This is a genomic window from Elusimicrobiota bacterium, from assembly GCA_041660185.1.
Lineage (GTDB): Bacteria > Elusimicrobiota > Elusimicrobia > 2-01-FULL-59-12 > 2-01-FULL-59-12 > JBAZWU01.
On record JBAZWU010000017.1, the window covers coordinates 1 to 18,893 of the forward strand.

General features: G+C 56.1%; 18 protein-coding genes. 1 reads left to right on the forward strand and 17 read right to left on the reverse strand.

Annotated features, from left to right (window positions below):
- From WC859_09955 to WC859_10035, 17 genes are all read right to left on the reverse strand, one after another.
- The coding region (locus WC859_09955; GenBank protein ID MFA5976468.1) for a histidine kinase N-terminal 7TM domain-containing protein at positions 1-1,435 on the reverse strand (1,435 nt) is incomplete at its 3' end.
- On the reverse strand, positions 1,432-3,546 hold the full coding sequence (locus tag WC859_09960) for an ATP-binding protein (GenBank protein ID MFA5976469.1): 2,115 nt from the start codon (positions 3,544-3,546) through the stop codon (positions 1,432-1,434). The genes WC859_09955 and WC859_09960, both read right to left, overlap by 4 nt.
- Positions 3,547-3,708: 162 nt before the next feature.
- Entirely contained in the window at positions 3,709-4,485 is a 777-nt protein-coding gene (locus tag WC859_09965) for a uracil-DNA glycosylase (GenBank protein MFA5976470.1), read from the reverse strand.
- Entirely contained in the window at positions 4,482-5,174 is a 693-nt protein-coding gene (locus WC859_09970) for a phosphopantothenoylcysteine decarboxylase (GenBank protein ID MFA5976471.1), read from the reverse strand. Before WC859_09970 ends, WC859_09965 begins: the two co-directional genes overlap by 4 nt.
- Positions 5,164-5,718: a flavoprotein gene (locus tag WC859_09975; GenBank protein MFA5976472.1), complete on the reverse strand. Its 555-nt coding sequence runs from the start codon at positions 5,716-5,718 to the stop codon at positions 5,164-5,166. Before WC859_09975 ends, WC859_09970 begins: the two co-directional genes overlap by 11 nt.
- Complete coding sequence (locus WC859_09980; GenBank protein ID MFA5976473.1) at positions 5,719-6,057, reverse strand: hypothetical protein; 339 nt, start codon at positions 6,055-6,057, stop codon at positions 5,719-5,721.
- Positions 6,058-6,192: 135 nt separating this feature from the next.
- Positions 6,193-6,774, reverse strand: a complete 582-nt coding sequence (gene gmk / locus WC859_09985; protein MFA5976474.1) for a guanylate kinase — start codon at positions 6,772-6,774, stop codon at positions 6,193-6,195.
- Positions 6,771-8,252 carry an RluA family pseudouridine synthase gene (locus WC859_09990; protein MFA5976475.1) on the reverse strand — a complete coding sequence of 494 codons (1,482 nt, stop codon included), beginning with the start codon at positions 8,250-8,252 and terminating at the stop codon, positions 6,771-6,773. Before WC859_09990 ends, gmk begins: the two co-directional genes overlap by 4 nt.
- Positions 8,239-9,012, reverse strand: a complete 774-nt coding sequence (gene lgt, locus WC859_09995; GenBank protein ID MFA5976476.1) for a prolipoprotein diacylglyceryl transferase — start codon at positions 9,010-9,012, stop codon at positions 8,239-8,241. Before lgt ends, WC859_09990 begins: the two co-directional genes overlap by 14 nt.
- Positions 9,012-9,488 (reverse strand): signal peptidase II, encoded by a 477-nt coding sequence (lspA, locus tag WC859_10000; GenBank protein ID MFA5976477.1) that lies wholly within the window; start codon positions 9,486-9,488, stop codon positions 9,012-9,014. The genes lgt and lspA overlap by 1 nt, the downstream gene beginning before the upstream one ends.
- Entirely contained in the window at positions 9,485-12,196 is a 2,712-nt protein-coding gene (locus WC859_10005) for an isoleucine--tRNA ligase (protein MFA5976478.1), read from the reverse strand. Before WC859_10005 ends, lspA begins: the two co-directional genes overlap by 4 nt.
- A complete protein-coding gene (mtnA, locus tag WC859_10010) occupies positions 12,197-13,366 on the reverse strand; it encodes an S-methyl-5-thioribose-1-phosphate isomerase (protein ID MFA5976479.1) in 1,170 nt (389 codons plus the stop codon). It lies immediately after the preceding gene.
- Positions 13,367-13,377: 11 nt separating this feature from the next.
- A complete protein-coding gene (locus WC859_10015; GenBank protein MFA5976480.1) occupies positions 13,378-13,641 on the reverse strand; it encodes a DUF167 family protein in 264 nt (87 codons plus the stop codon).
- Positions 13,642-13,677: 36 nt separating this feature from the next.
- A complete protein-coding gene (gene proC / locus WC859_10020; GenBank protein MFA5976481.1) occupies positions 13,678-14,490 on the reverse strand; it encodes a pyrroline-5-carboxylate reductase in 813 nt (270 codons plus the stop codon).
- Positions 14,487-15,173, reverse strand: coding sequence for a YggS family pyridoxal phosphate-dependent enzyme (locus tag WC859_10025; protein MFA5976482.1), 687 nt, complete (start codon positions 15,171-15,173; stop codon positions 14,487-14,489). Before WC859_10025 ends, proC begins: the two co-directional genes overlap by 4 nt.
- Before the next feature lie 87 nt (positions 15,174-15,260).
- Positions 15,261-16,547 carry a hypothetical protein gene (locus tag WC859_10030; protein MFA5976483.1) on the reverse strand — a complete coding sequence of 429 codons (1,287 nt, stop codon included), beginning with the start codon at positions 16,545-16,547 and terminating at the stop codon, positions 15,261-15,263.
- Between the two features lies 1 nt (position 16,548).
- Positions 16,549-17,619 (reverse strand): PHB depolymerase family esterase, encoded by a 1,071-nt coding sequence (locus WC859_10035; protein MFA5976484.1) that lies wholly within the window; start codon positions 17,617-17,619, stop codon positions 16,549-16,551.
- A gap of 443 nt (positions 17,620-18,062) precedes the next feature.
- Between WC859_10035 and WC859_10040 the strand changes: the two genes are divergently transcribed.
- On the forward strand, positions 18,063-18,845 hold the full coding sequence (locus tag WC859_10040) for an ankyrin repeat domain-containing protein (GenBank protein ID MFA5976485.1): 783 nt from the start codon (positions 18,063-18,065) through the stop codon (positions 18,843-18,845).
- Positions 18,846-18,893: the final 48 nt, after the last annotated feature.

The window sequence follows — 18,893 nt, forward strand, 5'->3', positions numbered from 1 at the left end:
TCGGCGTTTTGATCTCGTGCACAAAGCTGGAAGCCATCTTCTGCAGCGTTTGAGGGGCTTCCTGCAACCCCTTGTTCAACAGATATCGCTCATACGCCACGGTCGTCTGGTTGACCGCGTTCTGCAGAAGCAACAAATCCTCATTCGAGTAAACGTCGTCCGATCGCTTTTCGCCCAGAAGCAGAAACCCGAGTAATTCCCCACTGCTGATGAGCGGAAAAACACCGGCTAGATGCCGCCGGGACATTTCCTCCAGAAGCGACACCGGGACCTCCGGGAAAACCTCCTGCGGGAGATGGGATGGAAGGACCGGCTGGCCATAGGCACCTAAAGCGGCCACCCAGGGAAGGCTTTCCGAGATGTCCTGATCCAGCTCCTCAGACGGGGGTGTCACCCGTTCATAGTCCTTGCCCCCAGCCTTTCGAAAGTAGAGGGCCGCCACGGTGGGATGAACCGCCTCTTCAATCAGGCGCATCAGCAGGTCCGTTAAGGCCTCGGGGCTCTTTTGTCGAAGGATTTCGTTTGAGAGTTCCAGAAGCTTTCGTTCCCGGTTCACGGTTTCCTGCAGGAAAAACCGGTCCACGAAACGCTGGATCCGAACACGCAGCGGATGAAACAAGAAAGCAATGACAGCGGCCGCAATGCCCGATGACAGGAACGAAGGAGACGCGGATCTTCCTGCAATCAACCGCGCGCTGGTGAACGCCATCGCGAAATAGAGGCCGGCCAGGAGCCCGGTGACCAGCGAATAAATGGCGGTCTTGCGGATAATGACGTTGATATCCATCAGCTGATGCCGGACAATCGCGTAGCTGACACTCAGGACATATACGGGAATCACAAAGATCCCGAAAGGAAAAACGTTCCACCCGAATATCAGAGGGAATGTCGTCGCTCCGCCAGAGAAGGAGATGAGCATCCCGACCAGGACATAGAGAATCTGATTGCGACGCTTTCCTGAAGCAGCACGGCAACTCAGGAACAGCTGCCACTGGCTGTAACAAATGACCACGAAGAAGAACACCGTGTAAACATAAAACGGGGGCAACGGAACGGTGTAGAAATTGAAGGGGCCCGCAGGTGCCACCAGAGCCAGACGGCCCATCCAGTTCAGCATCATCAACGGCACAGCCACTGCCAAAGCACTCCAGATGGCCTTATGGAATGACCGATTGAGAAAGATCCCGACAAAATGGAGGAACGCGACGGCTAAAACAATCACGCCGCTGTAGAAAATCTTCTGCCAGAGGATCGCATGAGCCACGTCCGTTGAACGAACGCACATCCCCAGCCCAAAACACCACACGGATCCCCCCAAGCAGGCCAGAAACCAGCTGCGGTTCAACCGTTTTTGAACCCCTTGCGCCAGCACAAAAAAGGCCAGCGACAGGCTCAAGAAGGCGCTGACGATAAGGGAATCGGAAAACACATTCATACGCTGGTCCCGCCCCCGGAAGGTAGCGTGTGGACGGGTAAACGGACCACAAAAACCGTTCCCTGGCCGACTTCGCTCTCGACGTGGATGGTCCCCCCATGCGCTTTAATCACTTCCTGCGCCAGAAATAACCCCATCCCAGTCCCGGTTGTTCCTTTGGTGCTGAAATACGCGTTAAACAACCGGTTCATGTCCTCCGGCTCAATCCCGGGGCCGCTGTCACTCACCGTAACGATGACCCACTCGCCGTCCTGCCGACCGGCTATCTTCAAGCACCGGGAAGAACATCCCCCGCGCTGCGTCATCGCCTCAATCCCGTTCTTCGCCAGATTCATGAACACGATCCCCAACTGCCGCGCATCCCCCAGAACCGCAGGCAGGTCTTCCGGCACATCCATCTCCAGCGTGACCTGGCTCTGCCGGACGATCTGATCCAGCGTGGCTAAACTTGTTCGGATCACCTCTCCGGGCATCAGCGGCACGAAATGCTCCTTTTGCTGCTTCGACATCTGCCGGATCGCGTCCACCTTGTCCGAGGCGGCCATGGTTTGTTCCCGAATATAATCCACATAGTTGCGCAGTTTCGGAAGCACGTCATCCAAAGACCGTTTCCCGCTCGCCAGATCAGCTAAAAGTAACTTTAAAACATCCGCCGGCATTTTGATGTTGGCCATCGGCGTTTTGATCTCGTGCACAAAGCTGGAAGCCATCTTCTGCAGCGTTTGAGGGGCTTCCTGCAACCCCTTGTTCAACAGATATCGCTCATACGCCATGGCCATCTGATTCACCGCGTTGCGCAGGAGGAGCAAATCTTCTTCGTTATAAGGCTCTTCTGACTTTTTTTCACCGATCAGCAGATAGCCCAACAAATCCCGCGGACTCAACAGCGGGAATGCGGCCGCTATTTGTAAACGGCGCATCGCATGAGCCACCGTCTCCATCACCTCTGCCCGGGAGGTGCCGGAGTGCATACTCAAAAGGTTTTGAAGGAGCGGCTGAGGGTAATAACTAAAATAGCTCGTCCAAGGATTTTCCACCGGCATTTCGTCGTCGAAACCGGGAGAAATTGAGGAAACCCGATGAAAGGTCCCTTTCTCGGGCGAGCGCAGATAAAGAACCATTCGTTTGGGATGAAAGGCGTCCGTGAAAACCTGCGCCAGGGGTTGGCTCATTTCTTCCGGTGTTTTTTGCCGCGTGATTTCATCCGATAACTCCAGAAGCATCTTTTCCCGATCAATGGCATCTCGAAAAAATCGTTTATCGATAAATCTCTGGACTCGGCTGCGTACCGGATAGAACAAGAACGCGATAACACAAGCCGCAAAATAAGACAACACCGTGGTCGACCTCATCCACCCCTTAAGCACATGGCTTAAAAGAATGACTATCGAAAAGTAGACCAGGGTCAAGGTCCCGGTTACCACCGAATAGATCAGCGTCCGCCGGATGACGATCGAGATATCCATCAGCCGGTGTTTGAGAACAGCGTACGCGAATATCGTGGCGAAAATAACCAGAAAAACATCATGCGGAACCGGCTCCCAGTGGGCATAAACGGACACGAAGTGGAGGCCCCCGGAGACGTAAGCGACGAGAAATGAGAGGAAAATATACTTCAACTTATTTTTTTGGGCGGGCGGCGCGAAACGGGCGCCTTGAAACAAAAGCCAAATCGGATACCCGCACACCACGGAAAAAAAGACAACAAAAAAGGCGTACAGGAGTCCCACGTCCAGGGAACTGGCGCCGTTGATAATGTGAACCGCCTTGATCAAACGGTTGCTCAATAATGAAAGGATGAAAAAAACGGAAGCCGCCAGAGAGCCCTGGATTGAACGGCACCAAAGTGGACGTTCCAGAACCGATAGAACAAACGCCAGAAATAACGTGGGCACAATGCAGGCAACAGCATACACGGATTGAACGATGGGCAACTGCAAGTCTACCGGACACATTTGACTGAGGAAGGAATAAGAAGACCATACGGCAATCCCGCAGGCCACTAAACTAAAAAGTACAACCTGTGTGTTGTGCTTTTTAAACAGGGCGATGAACCCGATCAAGAAGCAGTAAACACTGGCGATAAGCGACGAGAGAGCGTAAATGGACATGCCTGTATGCTATTTATACTCCATTGGCAAAACCTTCAAGGGGATATTCGTATCAGAGGTGACCGTCACAGGGAAGAAATCTGTTTGGGTTTTTGGGACGGTGCAAGGCTAGAAACTCTGGCTCCGTTCAAAAAGACGTCGTAATTTGCTCCGTTGTGACACTCACCGAAGGAGATCACGGAGGAGCTTCATATCGGTCCAGACGTCTTTTTTCAGGTCGGGATTGCGCAGCAGGGCGGCCGGGTGATAGGTGGGCAACACCTGCGTCCGCTGGAGCGCTTCCGGCAGCGGTGGAGCGCCGAGTTCCGTCGGATAGAACCGGTCAACCGGAAAGGGGAAGAGACGGCCGCGCAGTTTCGTGATCCCCTCGCTCGTCTGCAGGAGAGTCCGGGTGGACGGCGATCCGAGCGTCACTATAAACAGGGGCTGAATAATGACGATCTGCTGGCGCAGGATCGAAAGACAGGCCTCCACCTCGACAGCATTCGGAGCGCGATCGTTGCCGCGCGCCTCGGGCGCCTGCGGGTTCTGCATGGGATGGCATTTGACGATATTGGCGATATAGGCGTTCTGGCGGTTCAAGCCGATGGACGCCATGATCTTGTCGAGCAGCTGGCCCGCTTTCCCGACGAAGGGTTCGCCCCGGCGGTCTTCTTCGTAACCGGGCCCCTCTCCGATAAATAACACCTTGGTTTCAGGGTTTCCCACGCCAAAAACGAACTTGATGCGGGTCGCGCCCAGCGGGCAGAGCTGGCAGTTCTTGTACTGCTCGTAAAGCGCTTGAAGGACAGCTGCTTTATCCGGATGGGCAAGAGGAGCCTGGCGAGGAGCGGCTTCCGCAACGGCAACAGAAGGAGCAAAAATTAAATCATCCCAGACCCGCTCCTGTTCGACCCATTGCTTGGCGTCTTTCAGGAAGGCTTTGGGGTCCTGGCTCATATGGCGGGACGCAGCAAGAGGGCTTCCCAGATTTTGCGCGCCAGCTCGGTTTTGGACATGGTCCCCAGCGGAATGCGTTCCCCCCACCGGCTCAGAAGCGTGGCGGCTCCTCGTTTTTTGCCGATGCTCGTTTCCCGGTTGGCCACAATCCAATCCAAACCCTTATCCCGCAGCTTCTTCTGGGCGTTTTCAATCAAATCACGGGTTTCGAGCGCGAACCCGATGACCACATACGGTCGGTCTGGGGTACGCCGGGCCACTTTGGCGATGATATCCGGATTGGGAACGAACTGAATGGAGAGCGGATCCGACGCTTTCTTGATTTTCTGTTTATGGAAGCTGAGCGGCCGGTAATCCGACACAGCGGCGGCGCCGATAAAAATCTGGGTGTCCAAAAGATGCTTGTCGACAGCCGCTTCCATCTCCTGAGCGGTGATCACCGGCACAACCGTAATCCCCTTGTTGCCGTTTTCAGCCGCCAGACTTTCCTGGCGCCCGGAATCCACAGGCCCGAGAATCAGCGTGACCTCCGCCCCCAGCTCATGCGCGATCCGGGCCAGCGCGATCCCCATGGTCCCGCTGGACGCATTGGAAAGGAACCGGACCGGATCCAGGTACTCCCGCGTGGGCCCGGCGGTAATGAGAACTTTCTTACCTTTGATCGTGTTGAGACGTTTCTTATTTGGCAAGGACGTTTAATACCTTCGAGACAATCAGCTGAGGTTCTTCCAAGCGACCTGTGCCTTCGTCTGCCTGGCGTCCGAGAGGTCCTCTGACGGGACCGATGAACTGATAACCGTACCCTTTCAACGTTTTCACGTTGGCCTGGGTCGCAGGATGGCGCCACATCCCCGCATGCATGGCCGGCGCGATAAAGAACGGCACCTTGAGCTTCCCCTTTTCCGTGCGCGGGATCGCCAGCGCAGCAGCCGTGAGGATATTGTCCGCAAGCCCCATGGCCAGCTTCGCGAGGATATTCGCGCTCGCCGGCGCCACGAGCATCACGCTGGCGCTCTCCGGCAGATCCAGATGAGCCATCTGCCATCCTTTCGGATCAAGCGTATCCGTAAGCACGGGATGGCCGGAGATCGCTTGAAACGTCAGCGGCCCCACAAAACGCGTGGCCGCTTCCGTCATCAACACGTGCACCTCCTGCCCGGCTTTAGTCAGAAGCCTCAGGATTTCAACCGCCTTGTAAGCCGCGAGGCTCCCCGTAACCCCCAGAATAATCATCTATTCGTTTTCCTTCTTTTTTTTCTTCTTCGTTTTCTTTTTCTCGCCCTCTTCGGCGGCTGTCGCCGCCTTCATGGCAGAAGCGCCGTCATCGGCAACGGACACCACCGCCGGTACGTCTTCCTTCGGAGCGGGTTCCGCCGCTTTATTGGCCATGATCTCTTCAGGCGTCACGCGGCCTTCCACAATGTCCTTCAGCGCCTTCTCGATGAGAACAGGCAGGGGTTCCGGGGAACCTTTCGCTTTCATCGCGCGGGCCCATCGCATCGTGTAAACAATCAGCTGATAGCGATCTTTGGTGTAATTCAGTACTTTGGGATCCAGAAACAAGTCAGTCATCGAACTCTCCTTTTAACTTTTTCTTCGTATTTTCACACCTCGTCATCCTCCGCGGCCTCTGGCGGAGGATCCATCATCGCCGTGAACGGCTTGTATAGATTCCCCTCCAACAACCGCGGGGAATGACGAGCTGGTCTATCGACGTATTCTTAGTGATTCCGCTTCCAAAATTGTTTCCAGGCGTTTCACCGCCTGAGGGATACGGTCATTCACCACTTCATAATCGTAGCGGTCCAGGAAGATCAACTCGCGCCGCGCGTCCGCCAGACGCCGTCGGATTTCCCCTGCGTTTTCGGAATGGCGGGAACGCAAGCGGCGTCCCAGCTCCTGAAACGTCGCGGTGGTGATAAAAATCAGGACCGCCTCAGGAAAGCGGCGTTTGACCTGAAGCGCGCCCTGTACATCGATATCGAGCAGAACGTCCCGGCCGGCCCGGCACATCCGGTCGATAAAAGCCTTGGGAGTCCCGTAAAATTGCCCGTGAACGTCAGCCCACTCCAGCAGTTCTCCGCGTTTCCGCATCGCCCGAAACGCCGCCTCGCTGACAAAAAAGTATTCGCGTCCATCCCGTTCACCGGGCCGGGGGCTGCGTGTGGTGGCAGAAATCGAAAAGACCAGATTCTTCCGGCGGAGCAGGAGATTCCGGCAAAGCGTGGTTTTGCCGGCCCCTGACCCGGAGGATACTACGACCAGCAATCCATGCCGCGTTTTTTTCATGGATTTTTCCCCGCCCCTTCATCCTCCGGCACGGCCGGCACCTCGGAGGACGTCCGATGCTGAATCGCCTGGCGCTGAAGCCGATCCACTTGGTCCCGCATTTGATCGAGCGTGTCCTGAAGGTTTTTGAGTTTCCGGTTCGCTTCCAGAATCTGCGTTTTGCTCTCTTCCGCCGCATTGCCGCCGCTCACGGATTTTGCGTTGATCTCAGGGATGGCCTTTTCCAGATCCGCCAGGCGCTTCGACACGTTCAGATCAGCCAGGCCGGATTCCAGGGCCGAAAGCTCCGATTTGAACACATCCATCTGATCTTTCAACGCGGAGACTTCTTTTTTAAGTTGCTTGAAGCTGCTGCTGGAAACACCAGACGACGAGGCATGCCGCACCACCTTCGGCTTCTTCGAGGATGGCGCAGCGGTTTCTTCGGCGCGCAGCGGCGCCAGAAGGATTCCACCGAGAGCGATCGCCATCCAAAGAACCTTAAAAGCCTGACGGAAAGCCAGCTGCGCCCGGCAAAAATCCGCCGGCCAGGGGGCTTCAAAAGAAACCGGTTTTTTCGTCACGGGATGCTGGAATTCCAAGCGCTGCGCATGGAGAAGCGAGCGAGTCACTCCAAACTGCTCCGCCCAGATGGCCTTCGAACCGTAGGTGCGATCTCCCACGACGGGATGACCGATGGCCGCCATATGAACCCGGAGTTGATGCGTGCGGCCGGTTTTCGGAAATAACGTCACTTGAGAAACCTCCTCGCCACTCTGTTTAGGCGAGCCCGCCGACGCTTTAGTGGCGGGCCTTCCAAATATTTCGTTCACTTCAAACGCGGTCTCCGAGGGGCGCCCCTGGCTGGAGACCGCCATCCGACTGGGCTGCTTCCGGGACCGTCCCACCGGCGCGGTGATGACACCTTTTTTTGCTGAAGGGACCCCTTCGACAAAAGCCACGTATGTTTTACGAACGGTACGGCCATGAAACTGCCGGCTGATGGCGGTCTGAGACACGATGCTCTTGGCGATCAAGAGGACTCCTGACGTGTCCTTGTCCAGACGATGAACCAGCCCCAAACGCTCGGGGTCCGTAAAAACTTTTGCGATGGACGAACCCATATGATCCCGCAGCCAATCGATCAGCGTCGGTCCCCTGTGCCCGGGCGCCGGATGGACGACCAGACCCGCCGGCTTGTTCAACGCCATCAGCGCCTGATCTTCAAAGAGAATTGTAGGAATAATGTCCGCTGATAAAAAATGCCTCGCTCCCGGAAGATCCGGGGAAAAATCGAGCGGGGATTCAAAATCCATCACCTCATAGATTTCGCCGACATGCACCCGGTCTCGAGGTGCTGGAACTTCCCCCTGCCGCTTCACCCCGCCGTGACGCACCCACTTCTGCAGAAAGACCCTCGAGTACTGCGGATACTGACGCGCCAGGATAACATCCAAACGCTCGCCATTGGACTCCGATAAAATCTTAAGCGTTGGCATTGGGTTGAGAAGCGGCCCGGGCGATCAGAATACTGGAAGACACCAGCACCGCACCCAGCGCGATGAGTTGCGACGGGGAAAGGCCCCCCGCCCCCGGCCCGCGTTCATCTCCCCGTAACAACTCCAATCCAAAACGCAACAGGCCATACAGCAGCGTATACAACCAGAAAACATTTCCGTTGGTGTTGGGCCGACGGACCAGAACAATCCAGAGAAACAGCGCGATCAACAGATCGCCGAAGGATTCGTAGAGCTGCACCGGATGCAGGTCGATCCCCAGTGGAGCCAGCGACGCGGAATCCTGGTAGCGAACCGCCCAGGGGATGGATGTGGCACGGCCGTAGCAGCACCCGGCGAAGAAACATCCCCACCGTCCGATGGCTTGCCCCACCGCGATGGCCGGCGCCAGACAATCGGCCACGGATCCCAGAGAAAGACGCCACCGTCGCACAAAGAAAACACCGGTGACTGCCGCAGCAATAAATCCACCGTAAAAGACCAAACCGCCTTCCCAGATCTTCAGGGCATCCAGCAGATGCTGCCGGTAGTAGGCCGCATTCAGGACCACATAAAACAACCGGGCGCCCAGAAGTCCGGAGAGAACCAGTACCGCCACCAGATCCAGCAGATGGCCTTCGGGAATGCGCCGGCGCACCGCTGCCACACGGGCGATCTGCATCGCCGCCAAAAACGCCAGCGCCACCAGCACCCCGTAGGTGCGCAGCGTCATAGGCCCGAATTGAAGAAGGATCGGATGCATTATTTTCGCCGGAGTCCAATCATGAGCGCGCACGCACCCAATGTAATGGCGGAATCGGCCACATTAAACACCGGCCAGATCCGGAAATCGAGAAAATCAATGACGCGGCCATAATGAATCCGGTCGATCATATTTCCGACGGCGCCTCCCAGAACCAGAGCCACCCCCAAGGCGCTCCAGAGCCCCCCGCGTTCCGACAGCCCTCTGGCGCCATAAAGCAGCACGCCTAGAATAACGATCGAGAAAATTAAAAGAGCTTTGTTGTTCTCCTGGAACATCCCGAAAGCCGTTCCGGTGTTTTGCACGTACGTCAGCCAGAAATAATGCGTGAGGACGCGGCTTTCTCCGAGCTGGAAACGGGACATAACCCACCACTTGGAAAGCCTGTCCAATAATATGACGAACCCCGCGATTCCCAGAATCGAGACCAGCCGCAAAGCGCAGTATCTCCTGTGATCCGACAAGGTTTCATTCATCGAATCGCTCCTGTCATCGTATCGACGGCTCCGGCGCAGCGCCCGCAGAGGTCTGAATGGGCCTCATGGGTTCCGACGTCCGGCTTGAAAATCCAGCAGCGGGCACATTTTTGCCCCTGCGTACGCTCCACCTTGATTTGGAGCGCATTCTGTTCCGCATCCGGTGCAGCCAGCGGGACACCCGACACCTCTACCTCGGAGACGATGCAGATCATCGGCCACTGGGTTGCGTAGCGCTTGAGCAGGGCGGCGAGGTTGTCGTTGGTTGCGTAAAACGTTACCTTGGCCTCGAGGTTCCCTTTGATGCGTCCACCCTGGCGTGCTTTCTCGAGAACGCCCAGGATTTGTTCTCGGACAGGGAAAACATCATCGAGCTGCGATTCGGACGTCGAAAGCTGAAAAGCGGGGTTTACGACAGGCAGATCGGCCAGATGAACCCCATCCAGATGGCCTAGCATGCGCCAGGCCTCGTCTGCGGTAAACGAAAGGATCGGCGCCCAGAGCCGGATCAACTGATCCGCCAAATGCCAGAGCACCGTTTGCGCGCTGCGCCGGGAAAGCGAGCCTGCCGGATCGCAGTACAAGCGGTCCTTCAACAAATCCAGATAAAACCCCGACAATGTCGACGTGCAGAAATTCACCAGATGGCCGGTGACCCGGTGGAACTCGTACGATTCGTAGGCCTGGTTGGCGGAGGCCACTTCCGCCTGCAGCTTGGCCAGCGCCCACCGGTCAATCTCAGGCATGTCTTTGAAAACCACCGAATCCCGCTGCGGATCAAAACCCGCCACGTTGCCCAGAAGATAACGGAACGTGTTGCGGATCTTCCGATAGGTGTCGGTCAACCCCTTTAGGATCTCAGGGGAGAGCCGGACATCGCCGGCGTAGTCGCTGGACGCCACCCAGAGCCGCAGGACATCCGCTCCATAGTGTTTGATGATCTCTTCCGGGGAAATAACGTTGCCCAAGGACTTGGACATAGGCCGGCCTTCGCCGTCCATTACAAACCCGTGCGTTAAAACGGCTTTGTAGGGCGCCCGGCCCTGTAGCGCCACCGACGGAATGAGCGAAGTCTGGAACCAGCCGCGATGCTGGTCCGAGCCTTCCAGATACATGTCTGCCGGATACGTCAGGTCCGGCCAGGGCGAGGGCTGGCGCAACACCGCGGCCCAGGACACGCCGGATTCAAACCAGACGTCGATGATATCCGGGGTTTTCCCCTTAACGTCATTCCCCCCGGCCACTGGGGGGGAATCCATGGATCCCCCGCCAGAACCCGCGGGGGATGACGATGGGAGAGCAGGGATCTCAGTACCCCAAAGCCGTTGTCTCGACAAACACCAATCCGGCCGGGATTCCACCATTCCGGTGATGCGATTCTTGCCGTAGGCTGGGATCCACTGCACCTCGTTGATCGCTTTCATCAGCCGGTCCCGCAGATGATCGTGATCCACGCTCATGAACCACTGCTCGGTGGCGCGGAAAATCACCGGCTTGTGGCAGCGCCAGCAGTGTGGGTAAGAATGCTCAATCTCTCCCTGATACAGCAGCGCTCCCTTTGCCTTCAGGAAGTCCATGATCATGCCGTTGGCTTTGAATACATGGACGCCATTCCAGGGCTGTCCGGGTTCTTCGAGCCGCCCGCGATCATCGACGGGAGAAAGCACATCCAGTTTATTGGCCGAGCCCAGCTGATAGTCTTCCCGGCCGTGTCCCGGAGCAATATGCACGAGTCCGGTGCCGGTATCCATGGCAACAAAATCGGCTGTGAGCAACTTGGCTTCCCTGTCGATCCAGGGATGCCGGGCCGTAGCGTTTTTAATTAATTCATGCCCGACGACCGAATGGCCTTCCGGCTTAACAGCCAGCCCGGTCACCTTCAGAAATTCTTCGGTTCGCTTCGAGGCCACGATGTAGATCGTGCCGTCATCCTTCGCCAGGAATTCATATGTCTCGTCCGGATGCAGAGCAATCGCAAGATTCGCCGGCAGCGTCCAGGGGGTTGTCGTCCAGACAACAAAGTTGACCGGAGCATTCGTCGCACCGAAGGTTCCCGGGAAAGCAACGAAAATGGACGGCCCTTTGTCGTTTTCATACTCGACTTCGGCTTCGGCGAGCGCGGTTTCATCGACCGCGCACCAGTACACGGGTTTCTTGCCGCGGTACACATAGCCTTTGGACTCGAGCTCCTTGAAGGTATCGACAATCACCTGCTTATAGCGATCGGCCATCGTGAGATAAGGCTGCTCCCACTTGCCGAGCACTCCCATGCGCTTGAACTCCTGCCGCTGGATCTCGACGAACCGTTCAGCAAACGCTTTGGCTTGTTCGCGAAACTGCGCACGGTCGACTTTGTTTTTGTCGGTGATCTTCAGTTCTTTCATGAGCTGAAGCTCGATGGGAAGACCGTGGCAGTCCCACCCGGGGATGTAAGGCGCATAATAGCCGGCCATGGTCTTATAACGGACGATCAGGTCCTTGAGGATTTTATTCAGCGCATGCCCAAGATGCAGATGACCATTGGCGTAAGGCGGTCCGTCGTGAAGAATGAATTGTTTGCGGCCCTTTTCGCTCGCACGCTGCGCCAGCGCTTTTTCATAAATCTTTTCCTTTTCCCATTGGGCCAGCATCTCCGGCTCCCGCCTGGGGAGATCGGCTTTCATGGGAAAGTCTGTTTTCGGAAGATGAACGGTTTTGGAGTAATCCATTTACCCTCTCCCCACCCCTCCCCCTCCGCAGGGGGAGGGAGCATGAATCTTTTTGCCAACACCATTCCCCCTCTCCCTGTTGAGGGAGAGGGACGGGGTGAGGGAATGATCATTCATCAATTGTTTCAAACTCCGTTTATAAGGCTTCCTGGCAACACCCTGTTCCGTGACAATGGCGGTAATCAAATTCGCCGGAGTGACATCAAATGCCGGGTGCCGGGCGTGGGTCCCCTTCGGAGCAATCCGCTGCCCCCGAACCATCACGACTTCTTCGGCCGAGCGTTCCTCGATGGGGATCTTCCGGCCGTCGGCCGTGGTCAAATCCACCGTGGAGGTCGGCGCCGCCACATAAAACGGAATGCCATGATGGGCCGCCAGCACCGCCAGGCTGTAGGTGCCGATTTTATTCGCGGTATCGCCGTTGGCCGCGATACGGTCCGCGCCCACGATCACCGCGTCCACTTTTTCCGTTTTCATCAGATGCGCCGCCATATTGTCCGTCATCAACTCAAAAGGGATCTTCTCCTGCTGGAGTTCCCAGGCGGTCAGCCGGGCCCCTTGGAGGTAGGGCCGCGTTTCCGACGCGATGACCTTTCGAATCTTTTTATCGTGAAACGCTGTCCAAAGAATACCGAAGGCGGTCCCCAATCCAGCGGTGGCGAGCGACCCTGTGTTGCAGATCGTCATGACACTGGCATCGCGCGGCAGCAGATCCGCTCCGTAACGACCCATCCGCCGATTGGATTGACGGTCTTCTTCTTCCATCCGAATCGCCTTCCGCTCAAGTGCCTTGGCTAAAGACTCCGGATCTTTCACCGGAGCGATTTCCCAAACCCGGCGCATTCGTTCCAGCGCCCAATGCAAATTAACCGCTGTGGGCCGGGCCTTCAAGAGACCCTCGGACGCTTTAATGAGTTCCTGCCGTTGTTCGTTCAGCGTTCGATTCCGGCAGGACCGGGCCGCCAGCACAATCCCATAGGCCGCCACACAACCGATAGCCGGTGCGCCCCGGACCACCATGAGCCGGATGCCTTCTTCCACCTGCCGCCAATGGCGGCATGTCCGCCAGACGACTCGATGCGGCAACAGCCGTTGCTCTAAAAGCAGCAACCGGTCTTTTTTCCAAATAAATGCCCGTGTCTTGGGAAAAATCCTGCAGGCAGGACTCACTCGAACATCTCCTAGGGAATGGATTCCATGACGCGCTTCAGTTCATCTTCGGAACGGCCGCAGATGTTCACGGTCTTCTCGCGGGCTTTCTTGCCCCGCATAATATGAATAGACTTCCCCTTCACTTCAAAAAACTCCGCCAGGTAATCGATCAGGACGCCGTTGGCGGCTTCATTAATCTGAGGAGCCATCACCCTGACCCGAACAACGCTTCCAACCCGTCCGACGACTTCATTTTCGTCCGAACCCGGAATGACGCGTACGCGAATAATCATTCGTTTCCTGCCTCCCCTTTGGTTGACTGGGCCATGCTAGTCAGACGTTTTTGAAAGCTCGTGTGACCGTTGGGCCGCGCGCCGAAGCGCTTGAGCAAATATTTTCTTGAAGCCTTTTCCGGAGAGGACCTGGAGCGCCGCTTCCGTGGTTCCTCCCGGTGACGTGACTTTCTGACGCAAAACCCGCGGTTCATCCGGGGACTGGGACAGGAGTTGACCGGCGCCCCGCAGGGTTTGCCGAACGAGGGCGTCGGCTACGGATGGAGCCAAGCCCAGCGCCACACCGGCTTCCAGAAGCGTCTCGGCCAGAAAAAACACGTAAGCCGGGCCGGAACCGGAAAGGGCGGTGACCGCATCCATGTCGCGCTCTTTGACCTGCACCACGGTACCGACTGTTCCAAAAATCGCCCGGGCCATTTTCAAATCAGCGGCTTTGGCCCACCGTCCGGGCGCGATCGCCGCAGCGCCGGCGCCTACAAGCGCCGGGGTGTTCGGCATAATCCGGATCGCGGAGACTCCCGGGACAAGGAAGCGTTCCAAAAAATCAGTCCGGATGCCGGCCGCGATAGAAAGAACTCTCTGGGAACGACGGATTGACGGCCCAAGGTCTTTCAGCACGCCGCTCATCTGCTGGGGCTTTACCGCAAGCAAGACGATATCCGCATGATGAATCGCCAGGCGATTATCAGAGCAGATACAAATACCGTAGGCCTTGCGAAGGCGCTTTAAGACATCGGGCCGGACATCGGTCACGGTAATCTGCGAGGGTTTCCAATGGCCTGAACGGATCAGTCCGGCCACGAGCGCCTCGCCCATATTTCCGCCGCCGATCAAGGTAATGGACGTCATGCCCGGGCCCCGAATAAGGCGGTTCCCACGCGAATCATCGTTGATCCTTCTTCAATGGCCACCTCAAAATCCGAACTCATTCCCATCGAAAGGATGTCCAGATGGGTTTTCTCAAAGAGCTTCCGCAAAGCCGCAAAATAAGGCCGCGCTTCTTCGGCTGCTTTTGTCAGCGGCGCGATTCCCATCAGACCCTTCACTTGAAGCGCGGTGCGAGACTGAACCTCCGAGATAAAGTCGACCACCTTTTCCGGCGATAAACCATGCTTGGTCGATTCCGTCGAAATCTTCACTTCAACCAGGCACGGAACCTGTCGCCCCAGCGCTTTGGCATGACGATCCAGGTCTTCGGCCAGTTCCATCCGGTCCAGCGTCTGGATCAGATCAAAGAACTCCGCCGCTTTTTTCGCTTTGTTCGTCTGCAGCGGGCCGATCAAATGTAAAGCCGCCTCAACCCGCTTGGAGCCATCTGGATTTCGATACTTCGCACCAGCTTCCTGAACTCGATTCTCCCCAATGTGACCGATACCCGCTTGCAGGAAAGGAAGGACTTGTTCAAAAGGAACTGTTTTCGTAACAGCCACCAACGTAATTTCTTTCGAACTCCGTCCGGAACGTTTGGCCGCCGCTTCCAAACGGCTTTGAACCCGCGCGATTTGTTCTGAAATTTGGTCTTGCAAGCGCATCGATTATAGTTGATTTTTCGTCGAAAAATCAACCGGAACTCAACACCGTCATCCCCTGCGGTTGTTGGCAGGGGATGACGTTTTTTGCTAGGGGACTACGTGGATGGTTCGATCGGCTATGGCGATGTTCTGATGGTTGTCGCTGACCATGACATAAACCCGGTAAAAACCGGGGTCAGCAGGCGCACGCAGCCGGGCCTGTCCAGGAGCCTCCTCTACCGGCTCAGCGGGGAAGAACCGGGGAGCCTGCAGCGCTATGGCGTCACTGAAAATGTCCGTGATCATGTATTGATAGCGCAGAGGGTCACCGGAAGAGGATGAAACAGAGAACCCGATCGTGAATTCCCCCTTCGGCTGAAGCGGCGTCGGCGCTTTCAGCGTCATCTGGACAATTTTTGGGACACTCCGAGGCGGTTTCTGTCCGGTATAAAGGGAATACAGCGTCCAATAGCCGGCGCGGCGTCGTTCCCCAAAGTTCACGTTGTACCAGGTCAGGCTGTCCTGATTGCGCTGATTCCCAAGCACAAAAGCAAACCCTCCCAGGGAACGCGGCCGGACAGCCTCGATCTGGTACCAGATTTTCTCGTAGTTCTGTGCTTTAAAATGATCGAAAGCGTCATAGGGCAGCTGGTTGCGATCCTTGCGCATCTCCCAGGAACCGCTGGGGCCGAACTCGGTGGCCATCACGGGTTTCTCGTAACCAACACTTTTTAGGCTGGACACCATACCTGAAAAATCACCGTAGACATTCGCTCCGACGATATCGAGGCTGGGGAGGTATTTCTTTAAATACAGGATTTCCGGAGGAGAGGCCGCGTAGACAACCGGATGATTGGGATCTTGCCGGTGGATCTCCCGGATGATTTCTTCGAGAAACCGGCCAAATTCAGCTTTCTCTTCCTCATTTTCCGTCCAGTAGAAAACTTCATTGCCGATCGTCCAGCTCAAAAGCGCGGGATGGTCTTTCATCTCATCCACATGGGAGAGAATCAAATGCTTCAGCCCCGCCAGATGACCACCGTCCCGATAACTTTCAACCGTCTTATCCCGAATGGGATTGAGCCAGAAACCGAGATTGACCATCAGGCCGTTGGCGTGCGCTTGATCGAGGTACTCCCGCGTGGCCCCGCCCCAGATCCGAACCGCATTGGCGCCCATCTCATGCGCCATGCGGAGATAATCTTCTCCTTTTTCACCCACCGCATCGTTGCAGCCGACTCCCTTGACGAAAAAAGGCTTCCCATTGACGCTCAACTCCCAGCCGTCCCGGATTTTGAGCACTTTGACAACAGAACCAGAAGAAACCGGTGCACTCCAGACAACAGGAGCAGCCGCAAAAAGACAGGCAACCAACAGACGATAAGAGGATTTCATCTTACTCGGGAATCGAGGAAAGGGAGTGTGCTTTAAAAAACTCCCAGATAATTTTGCTGGCATTGACGGTCTGAACCAATGTGCCGGTGGCCCATCCATGAATGACCTCTTTGCCGTCCGGCCAGGTGGGGCCGCCTTCCATCAGCTTGTAGAGAACAACCGGGGCGCCGGGTTCGCCTTCCGCCGGTTTATAGACCTCGGTGACAAAATGCAGGTCCGTCCGGACTTCCGCCGCTTTTTTGCGGCAATAATTGGCTTTGACCCACCAGGCGATGGTATCGGGAACCGGCTGGAGCGAACCGGAGAAGGCGGGGTTCTTGCTGGGTCCCCCTTCGAAGGGGACCTGCCGATCTTTGACGATGGAATGCATTTCAATGACCGGGACCGGACGTTTGGCACGGGGAATGTCCACCACCATGGTGCCGCCAACGGAAGCGATGGCCGCCAACCGGCGCGATAATTCGCCAGCTAACCGGTAGACCATCATGCCGCCGTTATCCACTCCAGCGGCATAAACGCGCGACCGGTCCAGGGGATAATTTTTCTGAAGCTGGTCCAGCAAATCTGATACGAATCCGACATCGTTCACGGAGTCGCGTATCGCCTGCCCGCAACACTTTCCCGCATTCCAGCTCCCGCCGATTCCTTCCGGATAAACCACCATAAAGTGTCTCTTGTCAGCCACTTCGCTCATCCGGGTCTGCCGGCGCGCAATCTCCGGAGTTCCGGAAATACCATGGAAAAGGAGAACAACCGGCAACGGGGTTTTACCGTCATAGCCGCGCGGGAGGTGGATCAGGTAGCGCCGCAAAAGATCCCCTTGAACCATCGTGCGCACCGTATCCGGCCAGACTCGATTCGCGTTGTATTCGCTCAGGGCGGCCTGGCATGCATCGGTTAACTCTTCGGTGTGTTCATTCAGGCAACGGGCCAGCTTATCCCCCTGCGGTTCGCCCTCCTGGCAAAATCGTGCCGCATCAACTCCGCAGGAATCGGTCGGGAATGGCTCAACAGCTGCTCCAATCCAAGGAAATGAAACGATCAGAACGGCAAGGGGAAAGGGGTTCCGCATGGGCCTTTATCCTAGCTCTATCCAGACGGTAAAACAAGCACCCAAGTGCGACATCACACACCCCTCAGCGGGACGGCCGAAACAACCTATTCAAGGCCATTTGATGTGTAGGGGCGCACGATGTGCGCCCGCCATCGAATTAACGACCCGATGGATTCGATTACATATATTTCGATGGATTTATTCCATGAAACCGAATGGTCCCCATGGATTTTCGGGCGGACAGCGGTCCGCCCCTACATATCCGTTGATCCCTCATGCCCGGGCGGGCAGCCGCCCGCCCCTACAAATCCAATTCCAGGCAAACCCCAGCGGTAGGATAAAACGCATCGTTAGGGTCAAACCCCTTTTGTCTTGCTTTCTGAGTCGACCATTAAGACAATAAGGCAACTACGTCCCCTATCCCCCCACAACGTCCCCTATCCCCACTAATTGACAGTCTGATGGATAATATCCAAGATAACGCTATGGACTCCGCCAAAACCGCTCGCATGCCGTTGTGGCTAAAGGTTGTCGGTGTCGTTGCCAACATTGGTGCTGCGCTTCTCGCGGGACGCCTTGTTTGGGAGGAAACCGTATGGACATGGGCACGAGGGCCCCAAATGGTGGGGTTTTCATTGGCTCACGGCAATTACTTTTTTTTGCTCCTTAGCGCTCCCGTGCTTACTATTTGGTTCGTGATAGTGACCGCTCTTACTGTGATGAGTCTTATAAAAGGAAAGCTGGTCTCCGTTAGAAGGCTGGTGGCGTTAGGCTTAACGGTCGTAATATTTGTTGTCTCTGGGTTGCCTGACCGCTTCTGGCATAGATTATTCATCAGTAAAACGGTCCATTCCGCGAAGGCTCCCAAGTTAATTAACCACGCCGCATATCTAAACGACCTCGGACTGGTTCGTGCGATGGTCTCGCATGGAGTACATGTCAACGTTAAGGATCCGAGTGACTGGCGTACGCCACTCCATGCTGCGGCAGTCACCGGCCACATCCCAATTATCATTTATTTACTTTCACAGGGAGCTGATATCGACGCATTGGACCGCGAAGGAGATAGTCCGCTGCAACTCGCAATTTCAAACGGAAATACGAAAGCAGCAGCATACTTAGAAAAGCAGGGCGCCAAAAACATTCACGGAACCGAAGCACAACGGGAAAAAGCGATTGAAGACATCGTCAAGGAGGGTATTTTGGACTCCTATAAAAACAATTCTGCCCATGGCCACTTGTGAAAGGATTCCGGCAGGATTAACCCTTCAAGAACCCGCAAAGCCGCGTAA

Bases quoted from the DNA above. Each gene is read 5' to 3' on its own strand.
- WC859_09960 (MFA5976469.1), bottom strand. From the start codon at position 3,546: ATGTCCATTTACGCTCTCTCGTCGCTTATCGCCAGTGTTTACTGCTTC.
- WC859_09965 (MFA5976470.1), bottom strand. From the start codon at position 4,485: ATGAGCCAGGACCCCAAAGCCTTCCTGAAAGACGCCAAGCAATGGGTC.
- WC859_09975 (MFA5976472.1), bottom strand. From the start codon at position 5,718: ATGATTATTCTGGGGGTTACGGGGAGCCTCGCGGCTTACAAGGCGGTT.
- WC859_09980 (MFA5976473.1), bottom strand. From the start codon at position 6,057: ATGACTGACTTGTTTCTGGATCCCAAAGTACTGAATTACACCAAAGAT.
- gmk (MFA5976474.1), bottom strand. From the start codon at position 6,774: ATGAAAAAAACGCGGCATGGATTGCTGGTCGTAGTATCCTCCGGGTCA.
- WC859_09990 (MFA5976475.1), bottom strand. From the start codon at position 8,252: ATGCCAACGCTTAAGATTTTATCGGAGTCCAATGGCGAGCGTTTGGAT.
- lgt (MFA5976476.1), bottom strand. From the start codon at position 9,012: ATGCATCCGATCCTTCTTCAATTCGGGCCTATGACGCTGCGCACCTAC.
- lspA (MFA5976477.1), bottom strand. From the start codon at position 9,488: ATGAATGAAACCTTGTCGGATCACAGGAGATACTGCGCTTTGCGGCTG.
- WC859_10005 (MFA5976478.1), bottom strand. From the start codon at position 12,196: ATGGATTACTCCAAAACCGTTCATCTTCCGAAAACAGACTTTCCCATG.
- WC859_10015 (MFA5976480.1), bottom strand. From the start codon at position 13,641: ATGATTATTCGCGTACGCGTCATTCCGGGTTCGGACGAAAATGAAGTC.
- proC (MFA5976481.1), bottom strand. From the start codon at position 14,490: ATGACGTCCATTACCTTGATCGGCGGCGGAAATATGGGCGAGGCGCTC.
- WC859_10025 (MFA5976482.1), bottom strand. From the start codon at position 15,173: ATGCGCTTGCAAGACCAAATTTCAGAACAAATCGCGCGGGTTCAAAGC.
- WC859_10030 (MFA5976483.1), bottom strand. From the start codon at position 16,547: ATGAAATCCTCTTATCGTCTGTTGGTTGCCTGTCTTTTTGCGGCTGCT.
- WC859_10035 (MFA5976484.1), bottom strand. From the start codon at position 17,619: ATGCGGAACCCCTTTCCCCTTGCCGTTCTGATCGTTTCATTTCCTTGG.
- WC859_10040 (MFA5976485.1), top strand. From the start codon at position 18,063: ATGGATAATATCCAAGATAACGCTATGGACTCCGCCAAAACCGCTCGC.